Source organism: Actinokineospora fastidiosa (genome assembly GCF_014648415.1).
Lineage (GTDB): Bacteria > Actinomycetota > Actinomycetes > Mycobacteriales > Pseudonocardiaceae > Actinokineospora > Actinokineospora fastidiosa.
Genome location: NZ_BMRB01000003.1, coordinates 43,493 through 58,936, shown reverse-complemented (window position 1 = coordinate 58,936; position 15,444 = coordinate 43,493). Strand labels below are relative to the sequence as shown.

Annotated in this window: 17 protein-coding genes; 12 read left to right on the top strand and 5 right to left on the bottom strand. The window is 73.3% G+C overall.

Translation table 11 applies throughout. The features are described 5' to 3' along the window. The first annotated feature begins 6 nt into the window (after window positions 1-6). Entirely contained in the window at window positions 7-1,134 is a 1,128-nt protein-coding gene (locus tag IEY98_RS19110; RefSeq protein WP_189211943.1) for a glycosyltransferase family 4 protein, read from the top strand. On the opposite strand, the gene IEY98_RS19105 is transcribed toward IEY98_RS19110, so the two are convergent. Continuing rightward, entirely contained in the window at window positions 1,119-2,891 is a 1,773-nt protein-coding gene (locus IEY98_RS19105) for an AMP-dependent synthetase/ligase (RefSeq protein WP_189211942.1), read from the bottom strand. The two genes, IEY98_RS19110 and IEY98_RS19105, sit on opposite strands and share 16 nt — an antisense overlap. 79 nt (window positions 2,892-2,970) lie before the next feature. On the opposite strand from IEY98_RS19105, the gene IEY98_RS19100 reads away from it, so the two are divergent. The 6 genes from IEY98_RS19100 to IEY98_RS19075 all read left to right on the top strand — a co-directional run bounded on the left by IEY98_RS19100 (window position 2,971) and on the right by IEY98_RS19075 (window position 7,517). Further along, window positions 2,971-3,351 carry a polyketide cyclase / dehydrase and lipid transport gene (locus IEY98_RS19100; protein ID WP_189212459.1) on the top strand — a complete coding sequence of 127 codons (381 nt, stop codon included), beginning with the start codon at window positions 2,971-2,973 and terminating at the stop codon, window positions 3,349-3,351. A gap of 9 nt (window positions 3,352-3,360) precedes the next feature. Further along, window positions 3,361-4,152, top strand: a complete 792-nt coding sequence (locus IEY98_RS19095; RefSeq protein ID WP_189211941.1) for a metallophosphoesterase family protein — start codon at window positions 3,361-3,363, stop codon at window positions 4,150-4,152. A gap of 19 nt (window positions 4,153-4,171) precedes the next feature. Continuing rightward, window positions 4,172-4,609: an SRPBCC family protein gene (locus tag IEY98_RS19090; RefSeq protein ID WP_189211940.1), complete on the top strand. Its 438-nt coding sequence runs from the start codon at window positions 4,172-4,174 to the stop codon at window positions 4,607-4,609. Beyond that, window positions 4,609-5,703 (top strand): ArsA family ATPase, encoded by a 1,095-nt coding sequence (locus IEY98_RS19085; RefSeq protein ID WP_189211939.1) that lies wholly within the window; start codon window positions 4,609-4,611, stop codon window positions 5,701-5,703. Before IEY98_RS19090 ends, IEY98_RS19085 begins: the two co-directional genes overlap by 1 nt. A gap of 519 nt (window positions 5,704-6,222) precedes the next feature. Further along, complete coding sequence (locus tag IEY98_RS19080) at window positions 6,223-6,570, top strand: hypothetical protein (protein WP_229787076.1); 348 nt, start codon at window positions 6,223-6,225, stop codon at window positions 6,568-6,570. Then, the gene (locus IEY98_RS19075) at window positions 6,567-7,517 is read left to right on the top strand and encodes an ROK family protein (RefSeq protein ID WP_189211937.1); all 951 of its coding nucleotides are present in this window, start codon (window positions 6,567-6,569) and stop codon (window positions 7,515-7,517) included. The genes IEY98_RS19080 and IEY98_RS19075 overlap by 4 nt, the downstream gene beginning before the upstream one ends. 353 nt (window positions 7,518-7,870) lie before the next feature. Here IEY98_RS19075 and IEY98_RS19070 read toward each other — a convergent pair whose 3' ends face one another. Together IEY98_RS19070 and IEY98_RS19065 are read right to left on the bottom strand one after the other, a co-directional pair. Next, window positions 7,871-8,338 carry a DUF308 domain-containing protein gene (locus tag IEY98_RS19070; protein ID WP_229787075.1) on the bottom strand — a complete coding sequence of 156 codons (468 nt, stop codon included), beginning with the start codon at window positions 8,336-8,338 and terminating at the stop codon, window positions 7,871-7,873. A gap of 49 nt (window positions 8,339-8,387) precedes the next feature. After that, on the bottom strand, window positions 8,388-9,149 hold the full coding sequence (locus IEY98_RS19065) for an alpha/beta hydrolase (protein ID WP_189211936.1): 762 nt from the start codon (window positions 9,147-9,149) through the stop codon (window positions 8,388-8,390). 149 nt (window positions 9,150-9,298) lie between these two features. On the opposite strand from IEY98_RS19065, the gene IEY98_RS19060 reads away from it, so the two are divergent. After that, on the top strand, window positions 9,299-9,988 hold the full coding sequence (locus tag IEY98_RS19060; RefSeq protein WP_189212457.1) for a lysophospholipid acyltransferase family protein: 690 nt from the start codon (window positions 9,299-9,301) through the stop codon (window positions 9,986-9,988). A gap of 1 nt (window position 9,989) precedes the next feature. Here the strand turns inward: IEY98_RS19060 and IEY98_RS33425 are convergent, their stop codons facing one another. Continuing rightward, entirely contained in the window at window positions 9,990-10,199 is a 210-nt protein-coding gene (locus IEY98_RS33425; protein ID WP_373292415.1) for an HNH endonuclease, read from the bottom strand. Between the two features lie 360 nt (window positions 10,200-10,559). Between IEY98_RS33425 and IEY98_RS19050 the strand changes: the two genes are divergently transcribed. The 4 genes from IEY98_RS19050 (at window position 10,560) to IEY98_RS19035 (ending at window position 14,426) form a co-directional block, all read left to right on the top strand. Next, window positions 10,560-11,057, top strand: a complete 498-nt coding sequence (locus IEY98_RS19050; protein WP_189211934.1) for a polyadenylate-specific 3'-exoribonuclease AS — start codon at window positions 10,560-10,562, stop codon at window positions 11,055-11,057. A 102-nt stretch (window positions 11,058-11,159) separates the two neighbouring features. After that, entirely contained in the window at window positions 11,160-12,185 is a 1,026-nt protein-coding gene (locus IEY98_RS19045) for a 6-phosphofructokinase (RefSeq protein ID WP_189211933.1), read from the top strand. Between the two features lie 64 nt (window positions 12,186-12,249). Continuing rightward, the gene (locus tag IEY98_RS19040) at window positions 12,250-13,608 is read left to right on the top strand and encodes an amidase family protein (RefSeq protein WP_189211932.1); all 1,359 of its coding nucleotides are present in this window, start codon (window positions 12,250-12,252) and stop codon (window positions 13,606-13,608) included. Beyond that, window positions 13,581-14,426 (top strand): phosphotransferase, encoded by an 846-nt coding sequence (locus IEY98_RS19035; protein WP_189211931.1) that lies wholly within the window; start codon window positions 13,581-13,583, stop codon window positions 14,424-14,426. Before IEY98_RS19040 ends, IEY98_RS19035 begins: the two co-directional genes overlap by 28 nt. Here the strand turns inward: IEY98_RS19035 and IEY98_RS19030 are convergent. Then, window positions 14,396-15,424: a DUF2891 domain-containing protein gene (locus tag IEY98_RS19030; RefSeq protein ID WP_189211930.1), complete on the bottom strand. Its 1,029-nt coding sequence runs from the start codon at window positions 15,422-15,424 to the stop codon at window positions 14,396-14,398. The two genes, IEY98_RS19035 and IEY98_RS19030, sit on opposite strands and share 31 nt — an antisense overlap. Window positions 15,425-15,444: the final 20 nt, after the last annotated feature.

Here is a 15,444-nt window from a genome sequence, read left to right as displayed (position 1 = left end):
GGGCTGATGCGTCGGACCCTGCTGGTGACCAACGACTTCCCGCCCCGACCGGGCGGCATCCAGGCCTATCTGCACTCGTTCGCGACCCGCCTGTCCGATCTGGTGGTGTACGCCCCGGCGTGGGAGGGCGCTGCCGAGTTCGACGCCCGCCAGCCGTTCCCGGTCGTGCGCCACCCCGGCTCGCTGATGCTGCCCACCCCGTCGGTCGCGCGGCGGGCCCGCGAGATCGTCCGGGCCGAGGGCTGCGGGACCGTCTGGTACGGCGCGGCGGCCCCGCTGGCCCTGCTGGGGCCGCTGGGCGCGGAGCGGACGGTGGCCAGCACGCACGGGCACGAGGTCGGCTGGTCGATGCTGCCCGTCGCCCGGCAGGCGCTGCGCCGGATCGGCTCGACGACCGACGTGATCACCTACGTCAGCCAGTACACCCGAAGCCGCTTCGCCGCCGCGTTCGGCCCGCGCGCGGCGCTGGAGCTGCTGCCGTCGGGTGTCGACACGGACCTCTACAAGCCCGACGACGCGGCGCGCGCGGAGATCAGGGCCCGGCACGGCCTCGGCGACCGGCCGGTGGTGGTGTGCGTGTCCCGGCTGATGCCGCGCAAGGGCCAGGACGTGCTGATCCGCGCGCTCCCGCGCATCCGGGAGCGGGTCCGCGACGCGGCCCTGCTGCTGGTCGGCGGCGGCCCGTACCGCTCGTCGCTGGTGTCGCTGGCGGCCCAGGAGGGCGTGTCCGACCACGTCGTGTTCACCGGCTCGGTCCCGTGGTCGGAGCTGCCCGCGCACTACGCGGCGGGCGACGTGTTCGCCATGCCCTGCCGCACGCACGGCCGGGGCCTGGACGTCGAGGGACTGGGCATCGTCTTCCTCGAGGCCGCCGCGACGGGCCTCCCGGTCGTCGCAGGCGACTCCGGCGGCGCCCCGGAGACCGTCGACGACGGCCACACCGGGCACGTGGTCGACGGCCGGTCCGTCGCCGACGTGGCCGACCGGGTGGGCGCGCTGCTCGCCGACCCCGTCCGCGCGCGGTCCATGGGCGCGGCGGGCCGCGAGTGGATGCGCAGGGCGTGGTCGTGGCGCGACCGCACCGTCCGCCTGGAGCGGTTGCTGTCGGGGGAGACGGTCTACCGGCGCTCGTAGATGGCGGAAATGGTGTCGCCGTAGGTCTTCAGGATGGTGTCGCGGCGGAGCTTGAGGCTGGGGGTGACCTCGCCCGCCTCCTCGGTGAAGTCGCGGGGCAGGACCACGAAAGCCCGGATGGACTCCGCCTGCGAGACCGCCTTGTTGGCCTCGTCGACCGCGGTCTGGATCTCCGCGCGCAGCTCGGCGTCCTCGGCCAGCGCGTCGGGGGACTTGCCGCGCTCGGCCGCCCACGCGGTGGTGAAGTCGGGGTCCAGGGTGACCAGGGCGGCGATGAACGGCCTGCGGTCGCCCACCACCAGGCACTGGCTGACCAGCGGGTGCCTGCGGACCCGGTCCTCCAGCACCGCGGGGGCGACGTTCTTGCCGCCCGCGGTCACGATGAGCTCCTTCTTGCGGCCGGTGATGCGCAGGTAGCCGTCGGCGTCGAGGTCGCCGAGGTCGCCGGTGGCGAACCACTCTCCGGTGCGGTCGCCGCGCCAGTAGCCCGCGGAGACCATCGGGCCGCGCAGCAGGATCTCGCCGTCCTCCGCGATCGCCACCCGCGCGCCCGCGACCGGGCGGCCGACCGTGCCCACGCGGAACGCGGCCTGGGTGTTGACGCACACCGCCGCTGCCGTCTCGGTGAGGCCGTAGCCCTCGTACACCGGCACGCCGACGCCGCGGAAGAAGTGGGCGAGGTGCTCGCCCAGCGGCGCGCTGCCGGAGATCGCCGCGACGCAGCGGCCGCCGAGGACCGCGCGCAGCCGGGAGTACACCAGCCTGCCCGCGAGCGCGTGCCTGATCCGCAGGCCCAGCGGGACCGGGCCCTTGTCGACGGCCTGGCTGTACTCCACGGCCAGCGCCTCGGCGATGTCGAAGACCTGCTCGCGGCCCGCGGCGCGCGCGCTCTGCCGGGCGCTGTTGTAGACCTTCTCGAAAACCCTCGGCACCGCGACCACGAACGTCGGCCGGAACGTCGACAGGTCCGCGACCAGCGTCTTCACGTCCGGCAGGTGGCCGAGCGTGGTGCGCGCGTACACGCAGCAGAGCGCGATCGCGCGGGCGAAGACGTGCGCCAGCGGCAGGAACACCAGCATCGAGTTGCCCGGCCGCAGCAGGTGCGGGAACGCGGCGATGTCGGCGCGGATCTCGGCCAGCAGGTTGGCGTGGGTCAGCTCGACGCCCTTGGGCCGCCCGGTGGTGCCGGAGGTGTAGACCAGGGTGGCCAGGTCGGCCGAGCCGACGGCCCGGCGGCGGCGGTGCGCGTCCTCGTCGGGGAGGTCCGCGCCGAGCGCGGTCAGCTCCTCGATCGCGCAGTCGTGCCCCGGCTCGATCTGCCAGATCCGCACGACCTCGCCCAGCCGGTCGACGACGCTCTCGACGGTCCGCCGGTGCGTGTCGTCCTCCACGACGACCGCGCGCGCCCCGGAGTCGGCGAGGATCCAGGCCACCTGCTCGGCCGACGACGTCTCGTACACCGGCACTGTCACCCCGCCCGCGGCCCACACCGCGAAGTCGACCAGCGTCCACTCGTAGCGGGTGCGCGACATCAGGGCGACCCGGTCGCCGGGCCGCACGCCCGCCGCGATCAGGCCCTTGGCGACGGCCAGCACCTCGGCGGCGAACTCGCGGGTGGTGACGTCGATCCAGGTGCCGTCGACCCGCCTGCGGAAGGCGACGGCGTCGGCGAAGCGCTCGGCGTTGGCCCACACCATGTCGGTCAGGCTCTCGTCGGGCGCGACGGTGCTGATCGCGGGCACGCCGTATTCGCGCACGGGACCCCTCCGTGGATTCGGTGAGTTACCCAAGCAAGGTAGTCCGGGGTGTGCGGCCGGTGCGCGGCGGTCTGGCATCCTGCACCCCGTGCCGCAAGTGGATGTGGTTGACGAGACGTTCGTGGTGGCCCCGCCGGGCGCGGTGGCCGCCGTCTTCGCCGACCCCGCCGCCTGGCGGGGGTTCTGGCCCGACCTGCGGCCGAAGGTCTACGCCGACCGCGGCGACGAGGGCATGCGCTGGACCGTGACCGGGGCGCTGACCGGCACGATGGAGGTCTGGCTGGAGCCCGTGCTCGACGGCACCCTCCTGCACTACTTCCTCCGCGCCGACCTGCCCGGCTCGCCGTCGCCGCGCAGGCTGCACCGGGAGAAGACCCGCCGCCAGCTCGCCGCCAAGGCCCTGGCGTTCCGGCTCAAGACGATCTTGGAGGACGGCCGGGCGCCCGGCTGCGCACCGTAAACTCGATCTGTGCGGGTTCATGTCGTCTCCGACGTGCACGGCAACGTCGAGGCACTCAAACGGGCGGGCGACGGCGCGGACGCGCTGGTCGTGCTGGGTGACCTGATCGATTTCGTCGACTACCACGACCACGGGGCGGGGATCTTCGGGCGCGTGTTCGGCCCGGACGCGGTGGGCGTGTTCGCCCGGCTGCGCCGCGACGGCAAGCCCGGTGAGGCGGGCGCCTACGCGCGGACGCTGTGGTCCGGGCTGTCCGACGCGCGCGTGACGGTCGAGGAGGCCGTGCGCGAGCAGTACGCGGCCCTGTTCGCCGCGCTGCCCGCGCCCACCTACGCCACGCCGGGCAACGTCGACCTGCCCGCGCTGTGGCCGGAGTTCGCAGGCGACGGCGTCCAGGTGCTCGACGGCGGGGTCGCCGAGATCGGCGGGCTGCGGTTCGGCTTCGTCGGCGGCGCGGTGCTGCCTCCCGGGATGCGGCCGCCCCCGCGCACCGCCGTGTTCCGCGCCTACCTGCGCGAGCCCGAGGAGTACGACGCCGCGGTGGCCGCGCTGCCGCCGGTGGACGTGCTGTGCAGCCACGCGCCGCCGGACCTGCCGGAGCTGACCTACGACGTCGTCGCCCGGCGGGTCGAGCACGGCTCGGCGGGCCTGGTCGCGCGGATCCTGGCCGACCGGCCGAGGTGGGCGCTGTTCGGGCACGTCCACCAGCCGCTGTGCCGCAGGCTGCGGTTCGCGGCGACCGAGTGCGCCAACGTCGGGCACTTCAAGCGCGCCGAGACCCCGTACGTGCTGCGCTGGTGACCGGGTAGCCTCTGGCCTCATGGCCGACGAGTCCACCCAGTCCATCGTCGTCGACGCGCCCGCGGCGCGGATCATGGCGGTGATCGCGGACTTCCCGGCGTATCCGGAGTGGGCGAACGCGGTGAAGTCGACCGAGGTGCTGTCGACCGACGCCGACGGCCGGGCCGAGCAGGTCACGTTCACCCTGGACGCGGGCGTGTTCAAGGACGTCTACACGCTGGCATACACCTGGGCCGAAGACGGGCTCTCGGTGGACTGGGAGCTGGTCAAGGGCCAGATGCAGCGGTCCCAGCACGGCCGCTACCGGCTCGTCGAGCGGGACGGGCGCACCGAGGTCACCTACACCCTGTCGGTGCAGCTGGCCGTGCCGATGATCGGGCTGTTCCGGCGCAAGGCCGAGAAGATGATCATGGACATCGCGCTCAAGGAGCTCAAGCGCCGGGCCGAACAGGACTGATGCGCCTCCTGCTGTTCACCGGGAAGGGCGGGGTGGGCAAGACCACCCTGGCCGCGGCGACGGCCGTCCGGGTCGCCGACTCCGGCGACAAGGTACTCGTGGTCTCCACCGACCCCGCGCATTCCCTCGCCGACGCCTTCGGGGTCAGGCTCGGCGGCGAGCCGTCCGAAGTGGACAAGCAGCTGTGGGCGGCGCACGTCGACGCGCGGGCGCTGGCCGACCGGCAGTGGTCCGGCCTGCGGTCCCAGGCGCGGTCGCTGTTCGCCCGGCTCGGGCTGGACGCGGTCGACGCGGAGGAGCTGGCGGTCCTGCCGGGCGTGGACGACCTGCTGGCGTTGTCCGAGGTCGTCCGGCTGGCGTCGGCGGGCCCGTGGAAGGCGGTCGTGGTCGACTGCGGGCCGACGGCGGAGACCCTGCGCCTGCTCGCCCTGCCGGAGGCCGCGTCCGGCTTCCTCGCCCGGTTCGGGGAGCTGCGCAAGCTGGCGGCCGAACTGGCCCGCCTGCGCTCCATCCTCGCCGACCCGACCGCGACCGGCGTCCGCCTGGTCCTGACCCCGGAACGCCTGGTGGTCGCCGAGACCCGCCGCACCATGACGGCCCTGGCGCTGCGCGGCATCCGCGTGGACGCGTTGATCGTCAACCGCCTGGTGCCCCGGGCGCGCCACTGGCCCGGCCCGGCGGCGGCCTGGCTGCGCACCCGCCGGTCCGAACAGGACGCGGTGCTGTCCGCTTTGGACTCGGCACTGCCGGTCAGCGTGGTCGAACACCGCGCGGCGGAGCCCGTCGGCGTCCCCGCCCTGCGCTCCCTGGCCGACGAGCTCTACGGCCCGGCGGACCCCCTGGACACCGGCCCCGCCGCCGACCGCCTCCTGTCCATCACAACCGATGGCGAAGACCACCTCCTGACCATCGCGTTCCCCATAACCGACGACGCCACCCTCACCCTCGCCCGAATCGACGACGACCTCTCCATCACGGTCGACGGCGTGCGCAAACTCATCGCCCTGCCCCTGATCCTCCGCCACCACACCGTCACCGACGCCACAGCAAGCGCGACAGGCCTGGTCCTACGCTTCACCCCACCGACCGCCTAACCGCCGCCGACGGTGTCCAGAAGCCGAGGGCTGGGGGAGCCTGCGCTGCTACTCACCTCCGACGGATCACGCCTGTCCCTGACCCAGTCGACCGTGGTCGATGGTCCCTGGCACGCCCTTGACCGCCGCCGACAGCCAGCGGTCCATCCTGCGCTGATCAAAGGCGCACCGCCCTAACCGGCAGTGCCCATGGCCCCGCCCAAGCGGCACCCACGGCACCACCCGCCGCCGCCATTACCCGCCGCGCCACCCTGCGCCCCAGGGCGCTACGCGCCCGCGCCATCCACCCCCGCCGCGCCACCATGCGCCGCCAGGCGCTACCTGCCCCGCGCCATCCGCCGCCGCGCCACCATCCACTTCGGTTATGGACCGCCCCGGCGGTGGCGCAATGGTCGGGTCGGTTCAGGTGTTGGCCTCTGGCTGCGGTGGGTGGCCTCCCTGTGAACGGACGCGGGTGCGCGGGGATGGGGTGCGTGGGGCAGGATGGGCGGGTTCCGGTGAGGTCGGGGAGGAGTGCGCGTGTCGTCTGACCCCGGCAGTAGGTTGGCCGAGGAGTTGTCGCTGTTGTTCGCCGCCGTCGCCGAGCAGGCGGGGCCGTGGCTGGATCGGGTGGCCGCGAGCGAGCATGAACCGGCGGCGTGTGACTGGTGTCCGCTGTGCGGGGTGATCGCGCTAATGCGGGGTGAGCCGTCGGTGTTGGCGGCGCAGAGTCTGGAGCGGATGGCCGATCTCGTCGCCCTGTTCCGCGCCGTGCTGGCCGACCGGTGGGCGCCGGAGGAGGGGCCGCACATGCCGGGATTCACGCCGCCGCCCAAGCCGCCGCCGGAGTCGGGGCGGGTTCAGCGCATTCCCGTGCGGCGCACGTGAGGACGGTCGGGGTCGACGTCGGCGGCACCAGCGTGCGCGCGGGCGTGGTCGACTCCACCGGGCAGATCATCGACACCGCGCGTGGGCAGACGCCGCCGGGGGAGCGCGCGCTCGAGGACGTCATCTGCACAGTGGTCGGCACGCTTGTGGAACGCCACGACGTCAGCGCGGTCGGCCTCGCCGTCGCCGGGTTCGTCGGCGCGGACCGGGCGACGGTGCTGTTCGCCCCGCACCTGCCCTGGCGCGCCGCGCCCGTCGCCGACCGGGTGGCCGCCCGCCTGGGCCTGCCGGTGGTGCTGGAGCACGACGCCAACGCCGCCGCCGTCGGCGAACACCGCTACGGCGCCCTGCGCGGCGCCCGGGTCGGCCTGCTGGTCGCGCTGGGCACCGGCATCGGCGGCGCCCTCCTCCTCGACGGCGCCGTCTTCCGCGGCGCGCACGGCGTCGCCCCCGAGCTGGGCCACCTGCGCCTGGTCCCGGACGGCAGAGCGTGCGGGTGCGGCAAGTCCGGGTGCTGGGAGCGCTACTGCAGCGGCACGGCACTGGCAGCCACCGCCCTCGACCTCCTCGCCGCCGACCCCTCCGCCGCCCCGCTCCTGGCCCGCGAGGTCGCCGCCGACCCCGGCGCCCTCACCGGCCGCAAGGTGGCGGCCGCCGCCCGCGAAGGCGACCCGGTCGCCCAGCGCGCCGTCGCCGATCTCGCGCACTGGCTGGGCGAGGGCCTGGCCCTGGCCGCCGACGTGTACGACCCGGAAGTGATCGTCATCGGCGGCGGCGTCTCCGAATCCGCCGAACTCTTCCTCGACGACGCCCGCGCCCACTACACCCGCGCCCTCACCGGCGCGGGCCACCGCCCCCTGGCCCGCATCCGCCCCGCCCAACTGGGCGACGACGCGGGCCTGGTCGGCGCAGCCGCCCTCGCAACGGAATCCCACCGCTCCGCCTGACCCAGATGATCTCATCATCTCAAACTCGGATGATGAGATCATCCGAGCCGCCGAGATGATCCGACCATCTCGATCAGATGGCGCGACCATCTGAATGCTGAGGGCGCGCGCAGGGATGATGCGCCCAGGTGAAACCGAGATGACGACATCATCGGAAATGCAGATGACGTGACCATTCCAAAATTCGGGATGGTCAGATCATCTGCGCTCAAAATGGTCTGATCATCTGAGTGGTCAAGCTATTTGAGATGCTCAGAACATCTGGACGGCACGGTCTTTCGGATGGTCAGAACATCTGAGGGGGTGGCCGCCGGGGATTGCAGATGATCGCATCATCTGGGCGGACGCGTGGGTCAGACCTCTGCGCCGTTGTCGCCGGGGTCTAGGCGGGAGGTGGGGCGGGCGCGGAGGAGGAGCAGGCCGATTCCAGCGCCCAAGCAGACCAGGCCGACGGGGGTGGCGAAGCGGCCGTCCATGGCGGTGATCACGGGCAGGAGCAGCAGGACCACGCCCACCACCAGCATCCCGATCGCCACCAGGGTCGGCCAGCGCAGGCGGGGCAGCGGCGGGGGCTCGGGCGGCTCGTAGTGCTCGTCGACGTTGTCGTCGAAGGCGTCGTACTCGTCCTGGTATCCGCGCCACGACTCGCCGGGGCTCACCGGCACGGCGGGTGCGGGCTCGGGCTCCGGCTCGGGCGCGGGCGGGTCGTCGGGGAGGGCGCGGCCGACGCCCTCGCGTTCGAGGTCGGCGACGATCTGGGCGAACGCCGCGTCGATGTCCTCGGGGCTGTCGCCCCGGCCGTCCCCCAGTCGTCCGCTCACGGCCCCTCCTCGCAGGCTCCGGGCCGCCGCTCGTGGCGCGTCGGCAGGCTCACACCCGGTCACCCGCCCCCAGGCGCCGCGCGAAGGCGATGCTGCGGTCGAAGATCAGGTCGGCGTCGTGGTCGAGTGTGGCGACGTGGCGGCTGTTCTCCAGCACGACCTCGGTGACGTCGGTACTGCTCACCTCGGCCAACACCACCTTCGAGTTCTCCGGCTCCACCACGTTGTCCACCGCCGAGTGCAGCAGCAGCAAGGGCTGCGTCACCGCGGGCAGGTCGGCGCGGACCGTAGCCCACAGCTTGGTCAGGCTGGCCAGCGCGCGCAATGGGGTGCGGGGGTATGCGTGCTCGGTCACGCCCGGCTTGGCGATGTCGTCGCTGATCGGGCGCACCGACGGCACCAGCCGCGCGAGCGCGGACACCAGCCGGATATCGCGGCGCAGCGACAGCACCGACGGGTTCACCAGCACCAGGCCCGCCACGTCGGACCCGTGCGTCTGCGCCAGCCGCAGGCACAGCGTCCCGCCCATCGACAGGCCGAAGGCGAACACCGCCGCGCACCGCTCGCGCAGCTCGAGGAACGACGACTCGACCTCGCCGTACCACTGCGGCCAGGTGGTGCGGTTCATGTCCTGCCAGCGGGTGCCGTGCCCGGGCAGCAGCGGCAGCCGCACGCTGAAGCCCTCGGCCACCAGCCGGTCGGCCCACGGCCGCAGGCTGAACGGCGAGCCGGTGAACCCGTGGCTGAGCAGCACGCCGATCTCGGTGGACCCGTCGTGCGCGAACCGCTCCGCGCCTGCGATGCCTGGCACCCGTCCTCACCTTCGACACGTCGTCGGACATGTCATGGTCGCACGAACAATGCTGGGGTTGACCGGACCATCTCCGCGATGCGGACCCGCGTTACCCGACGCAGTACCCTTGATCGCTGCTGAGGACGGAGGCCCGCGTGTACTGGCTGATGAAGCACATCCTGCTCGGCCCGCTGCTGCGGCTGTTCTTCCGCCCGAAGATCGAGGGCGCGGAGAACATCCCCGCCGCGGGGGGTGCGCTGCTGGCCAGCAATCACCTCGCCGTCTCCGACTCGTTCTTCCTCCCGCTCATGGTCGACCGCAGGGTGACCTTCCCCGCCAAGATCGAGTACTTCACCGAGCCGGGGATCAAGGGCCGGTTCAAGAAGTGGTTCTTCACCGGCGTCGGCCAGATCCCCATCGACCGCTCCGGGGCGAGCGCCGCCCAGGCCGCCCTCGACACCGCGGTCCGGTTGCTGCGCGAGGGCAAGCTGATGGGCATCTACCCGGAGGGCACCCGCTCCCCGGACGGCCGCCTCTACCGCGGCAAGACCGGCGTGGCCCGCATCGCCCTGCAGGCGGGCGTCCCGGTGATCCCGGTCGCGATGTTCGGCACCGACAAGGCGAACCCCATCGGCTCGAAGATGTGGCGGCCGTACCCGATCCGGATCAAGGTGGGCAAGCCGCTGGACTTCTCCCGCTACGAGGGCTTGGACGGCGACCGCTTCATCGAGCGCTCCATCACCGACGAGATCATGTACGCGCTGATGGAGCTGTCCGGCCAGGAGTACGTCGACATGTACGCCGCGAAGGCGAAGGAGGCCGTCCCGGACCGCCTCCCCGACGCGAAAGCGAGCTGACCTAGAGTCTCGACGTGCGGTCCTTCCACGACCCCGATCCGTATCGGGCGATGATCTCATGAGCCCAGGCGAGGGCATCCTCCACGCGTTGTCCGCGGGGTTGTCGGGTGACCCAGAGTTCGAGGTTCTCGGGCCGGTTGTCCATTCGATCACCGTTCCTGTGGTGAACATTCTCGTCGGAGACCAGGGGCCGTCCGAGGGTCTTCTCCATGACGTGGCGGTGCTCGAGTACCCACCGGCCGTCGTCCAGGCGAATCATCCAATACCCGCGGGAATGCGCACGTCGTCCTGCGTGGCCGTTCTTCCGGGGCCGCCCGGGTGCGCCACGGCCGGGAGCGGCTTCGATCGATCCCCATCTGCGCATCTGGACCAAGTGCGGTTTGCAGATGCCGACCTGCGCTGGCCGGGTCGGGCGCAGCCCGTGACGGAACAGGCGGGACGCTGTTGATCGAGATGGGCTAGGTAGTGCTTCCGGCACAGTTTGTTTTTGACGTTAGTGACCGGCTGATCACACCGGTCGGTCGCGCAGATAGACACGGCGTCCATGCCGCCATCCTAGGAGAACCATAGAGTGCGCTTCTTTTACGATTGCGAGTTCATCGAGGACGGAACGACCATCGACCTGGTGTCGATCGGTGTCGTCGACGAGCAGGGCAGGGAGTTCTACGCGGTCTCCACGGAGTTCGACCCGGACAAGGCCGGGCCGTGGGTGCGCGACAACGTGCTCGACAAGCTCCCGCCCCCCAGCGACAAGGCGTGGCGGGACCGGGCGGCGATCCGCCGTGACCTGATGGCGTTCCTGACCGCGGGCAAGGGGCGGGTCGAGCTGTGGGCGTGGTTCGGCGCCTACGACCACGTCGCCCTCGGCCAGCTGTGGGGCGCGATGCCCGCCATGCCGAGGGAACTGCCGCGCTTCACCAGGGAACTGCGCCAGCGCTGGGAGGACGCGGGCAAGCCCACGCTGCCCGCCCCGCCAGCCGACGCCCACGACGCGCTGGCCGACGCCCGGCACAACCTCGTGCGGTGGCGGGTCATCGACGAGCACTGGCGGCGGCGCACCGCCCGCTGAGGTCCACCCCGTGGACCCCCTGGTTGCTATACCGATTCAGTCGATGGCAGGCTAGCCGGTGACGGCTGTCACTGAATCGAATTGCAATCGGAGGGATTCCCCATGCGGGTCGGCGTGCTCACCGGTGGCGGTGACTGTCCCGGTCTCAACGCGGTCATCCGGGCTGTGGTGCGCAAGGGCATCGAGGCCCACGGCTGGGAGGTCGTCGGGTTCCGCAACGGCTGGCGGGGACCGGTGGAGGGGATCAGCAAGCCCATCGGCCTCGACGACGTCGAGGACATCCTCACCAGGGGCGGCACGATCCTCGGCTCGTCGCGCACCAACCCCTACAAGGTCGACGGCGGCGTCGACAAGATCAAGGCCGTGCTCGCCGACCAGGGCGTGGACGCGCTGATCGCCATCGGCGGCGAGGACACCCTCGGCGTGGCCAAGAAGCTGACCGACGACGGTGTGGGCGTCGTCGGCGTGCCGAAGACCATCGACAACGACCTCGGCGCCACCGACTACACCTTCGGCTTCGACACCGCGGTGCACATCGCCACCGAGTCGATCGACCGGCTGCGCACGACCGCCGAGTCGCACCACCGCGCGCTCGTGGTCGAGGTCATGGGCCGCCACGCGGGCTGGATCGCGCTGCACTCGGGCCTGGCGGGCGGCGCGAACGTGATCCTGGTGCCCGAGCGGCCCTTCAGCGTCGACAAGGTCGTCGAGTGGGTCGAGCGGCGCTTCGAGCGCGAGTACGCCCCGATCATCGTCGTGGCCGAGGGCGCGCTGCCCGAGGGCGGCGACGAGGTGCTGCTGACCGGCGAGAAGGACGCCTTCGGCCACGTCCGGCTCGGCGGCATCGGCACCTGGCTGGCCGAGGAGATCGCCGAGCGCACCGGCAAGGAGTCGCGCGCGGTCGTGCTGGGCCACACCCAGCGCGGCGGCACGCCGACCGCGTACGACCGGGTGCTGGCCACCCGCTTCGGCCTGCACGCGGTGGACGCGGTCGCCGACGGCGACTTCGGCGTCATGGTCGCCCTGCGCGGCACCGACATCGTCCGGGTCAAGCTCGCCGAGGCGACCGCGGAGCTGAAGACCGTGCCGCTGGAGCGCTACGCCGAGGCCGAGGTCTTCTTCGGCTGATCGAACGTGCTCGCGCGCCCGCCTCCGTGATCACCTGGGGGCGGGCGCACTAGTGTCTGCGCCCATGGAACTGCTCTGGGCGGGGGCGGACGCGCAGGCGCGGGCGCTGCGGGCGGGATCGGTGCGCGCGCCGGAGCTGCTCGACGCGGTGCTGGCGCGGCTGCGCGAGGTCGATCCGGTGATCAACGCCTTCCGCGCGGTCGACGAGTCGGCGCGGGCGGCGGCGGAGGCGGCCCAGGCGCGGCTGGACGCGGGGGAGTCCACGCCGCTGCTGGGCGTGCCGATCGCGGTCAAGGACGACATCGACGTCGCGGGCGACGTGACCGCCGCAGGCGGGCGGCCGCAGTTCCCCCCGGCGACGGCCGACAGCGCCGCGGTGGCCCGGTTGCGCGCAGCGGGCGCGGTGATTGTCGGCCGGACCCTGACGCCGGACCGCTGCCTGTGGCCGTTCACCGAGAGCCTGACCTACGGCTCGACGCGCAACCCGTGGCACCTCGACCACACGCCGGGCGGCTCGTCCGGCGGGAGCGCGGCGGCCGTCGCCGCCGGGATCGTCGGCGTGGCGACCGGGTCCGACGGCGGCGGCTCGGTCCGGATGCCGTCCTGCGCCTCCGGGGTGTTCGGCCTCAAGACGAGCCGCGGGCTGATCCCGCTGGCCCCGCTCGGCGAGATCTGGCACGGGCTGGCAGGCCTCGGCGCGCTCGGCCGGGGCGTGGCGGACGCGGCCGCGATGATCGAGGTGCTGGCCGGGGAGCCCGGCTACCGGGCCGCGGTGGACAAGCCGCCAGCGCCGCTGCGGATCGCGCTGGCCTGGAACACGCCGGTCGGCCGTCCGCCGATGTCGGCGGAGTACCGCAGGGCGGTGGCCGACACCGCCGACCGGCTGCGCGACCTCGGCCACCGGGTGACCGAGGCGGACGTGCCGCTGGGCGCCCGGCCCGGCCCGCAGTTCATGGTCCGCTACCTGCGCGGCGTCGCCGACGACGTGGCCGGGCTGCCGCACCCGGAGTGGCTGGAGCCGCGCACGCGCATGCTGGCCCGCGCGGGCGCCCGCCTGCCCGACCGCGCCCTGGCCTGGGCGCGCACCGCGGAGGCGGGCCTGCAGGCGCGGATGGTGGGCTTCTTCACCGAGCACGACCTGATCCTGCAGCCGGGCTGGGTGCGCAGGCCGCCGCGCGTCGGGCGCTACCACGGCAGCGGGGCATCGATGACCCTCGCCGCCGTCGGCGCGCTCATCCCGTACTTCCCGACCTGGAACGTCCTGGGCTACCCGGTGGCCGCGCTGCCGGTGGGGCTGGACGACGGGGGCGTGCCGATCGGCGTGCAGGTGATCGGGCCGATGGGCAGCGAGCACCTGCTGCTGTCGCTGTCGGGCCAGTACGAGCGCGCCCACCCGTGGACCGACCGGCGGCCCGCGCTGTGAACCTGGCCGAGGTCGAGTGGCGGATGACCCGCCGGTACGGCGCCGGGATCGCCGACTGGCTCGCCCGTCTGCCCGCGCTGCTCGACCGCGTGGCCGCCGACTGGGGGCTCGTGCTGGGCGAGCCGTTCGGCGGCGGCAACTCCGGGGCGACGGTGCGCGCGTGGCGCGACGGCGTGCCGGTGGTGCTCAAGGTGTTCCCGGAGCAGGCGACCGCCGCGCGGGGGCAGGCCGAGGTATTGCGCGCGTTCGGGCCGAGCGGACGCGTGCCGAGGCTGCTGGCCGCCGAGGACGGCGCGCTGCTCATGGCGCACGTCGACGGCGTCCCCGGCTGGCCGGAGCCCGCCGAGTTCGCCGCCCTGCTGGCCGACCTGCACGCGGTCGCGCCGATCGACCGCCCGGACCTGGTGGCCGGGACGACCGGGTTCCTGGGCCGGGCCCGCCCGGAAGGCCCGGTCACCGCCGACGACCTGGCCGCTGCCCGGACCGCGTGCGCGGCGATGGCCGCGACCGTCGACCGCGCCGTGCTCCTGCACGGCGACCTGCACCGGGACAACCTGCTGATCGGCGCGCGCCCGGTCGTCATCGACCCCTTCGGCACCCTCGGCGAGCCGGAGTTCGACGCCGTCGACTACGTCCTCGACGGCCCCGCGATCGAAAACCGCCGGGACGCGCTGTTGGCGGTGTCGGACCTGCGCCCGGACCGGCTGGACGGCTGGTGCCGGGCGGTGGCCGCCGTGGTGGCGATCGGCGCCTTCCGCAAGGGCGGGCCGACCGACGAGCTGATGGACTACGCCCGCAGCGCGCCCAGGTCCAGGTAGGCGGCGAAGGTGCCGAGCCAGTGCTCGGCGGCGTAGCCGTAGCCGAAGACGTAGCGCAGGCCCGCCTCCCGGTGCGCCGCGGCGGCGTCGCGGGCGAGGTCGGCGTGCCGGTGGCCGTCGGGCAGCGCCTCGGCGATGCCGCGCCAGCACCACGCCCGGGACAGCGCCAGGCCGGACAGGTGGGAGCCGTACGGGTCGGCCGGGTCGTCCACCTCGACCGGGACGCGCAGGGCCGCCCAGCGGGGGCCGTCCAGGTCGGGGATGAACGCGGCCAGCCACTCGGCGAACGCCTCCGGCGCGCGGACGCGGCGCAGCAGGTCGGCCTCGACGAGGGCGGGGGAGAGGAAGTCGGCGGCGCTGGGCTCGAAGCCGCCGTAGCCCTGGTCGGCGCCGTAGAACCGCTCGGCGGCGTCGACGCACGCCTCGGCCAGCTCGGTGTCCCCGGTGGACCGGGCGGCGTCCAGGGCGAGGCCGATGGCGAACGCGCTGTTGGTGTGCGTGCCGACGCGGATGGGCAGGCGGGCGCCCTTGAGCCAGTCGAGCCAGCGGGACCGGAGCACGTCGGTCAGCGGGGCCAGCGCGGTGGACCACCGCTCGCCTTCCGGCCAGGCCCGCAGCTCGGCGTCCAGCGTCAGCAGCCACGCCCAGCCGTACGGCCGCTCCCAGAACGCGCCCTCCGGGCTGGCGAAGAAGTCGGCCTCGGTCCGCGCGCCGTCGGGGGTGACCAGCTCGTCGAGCGCGGCGCGGGCGGCGTCCGCGCCGGTCAGCCCGGGTAAGACGCGCAGCAGCCGGACGATCAGCCAGGTCTGGTGGACGCACGAGTGCCAGTCGTAGGAGCCTGCGAACACCGGGTGCAACTCCCGTTGCGTCTTCAGGTCGTCCGGTGAGTCGATCAGGTGCATCCAGTGGACGGGGTAGTCCCTGCGGATGTTGGCGACGGCGGTGGCGAGAAGGCGTTCGGCGGTGGCCGAATCCAGGTCCGGGGTCACCACGGCCATGTTTCCGGGCGACCGTGGAC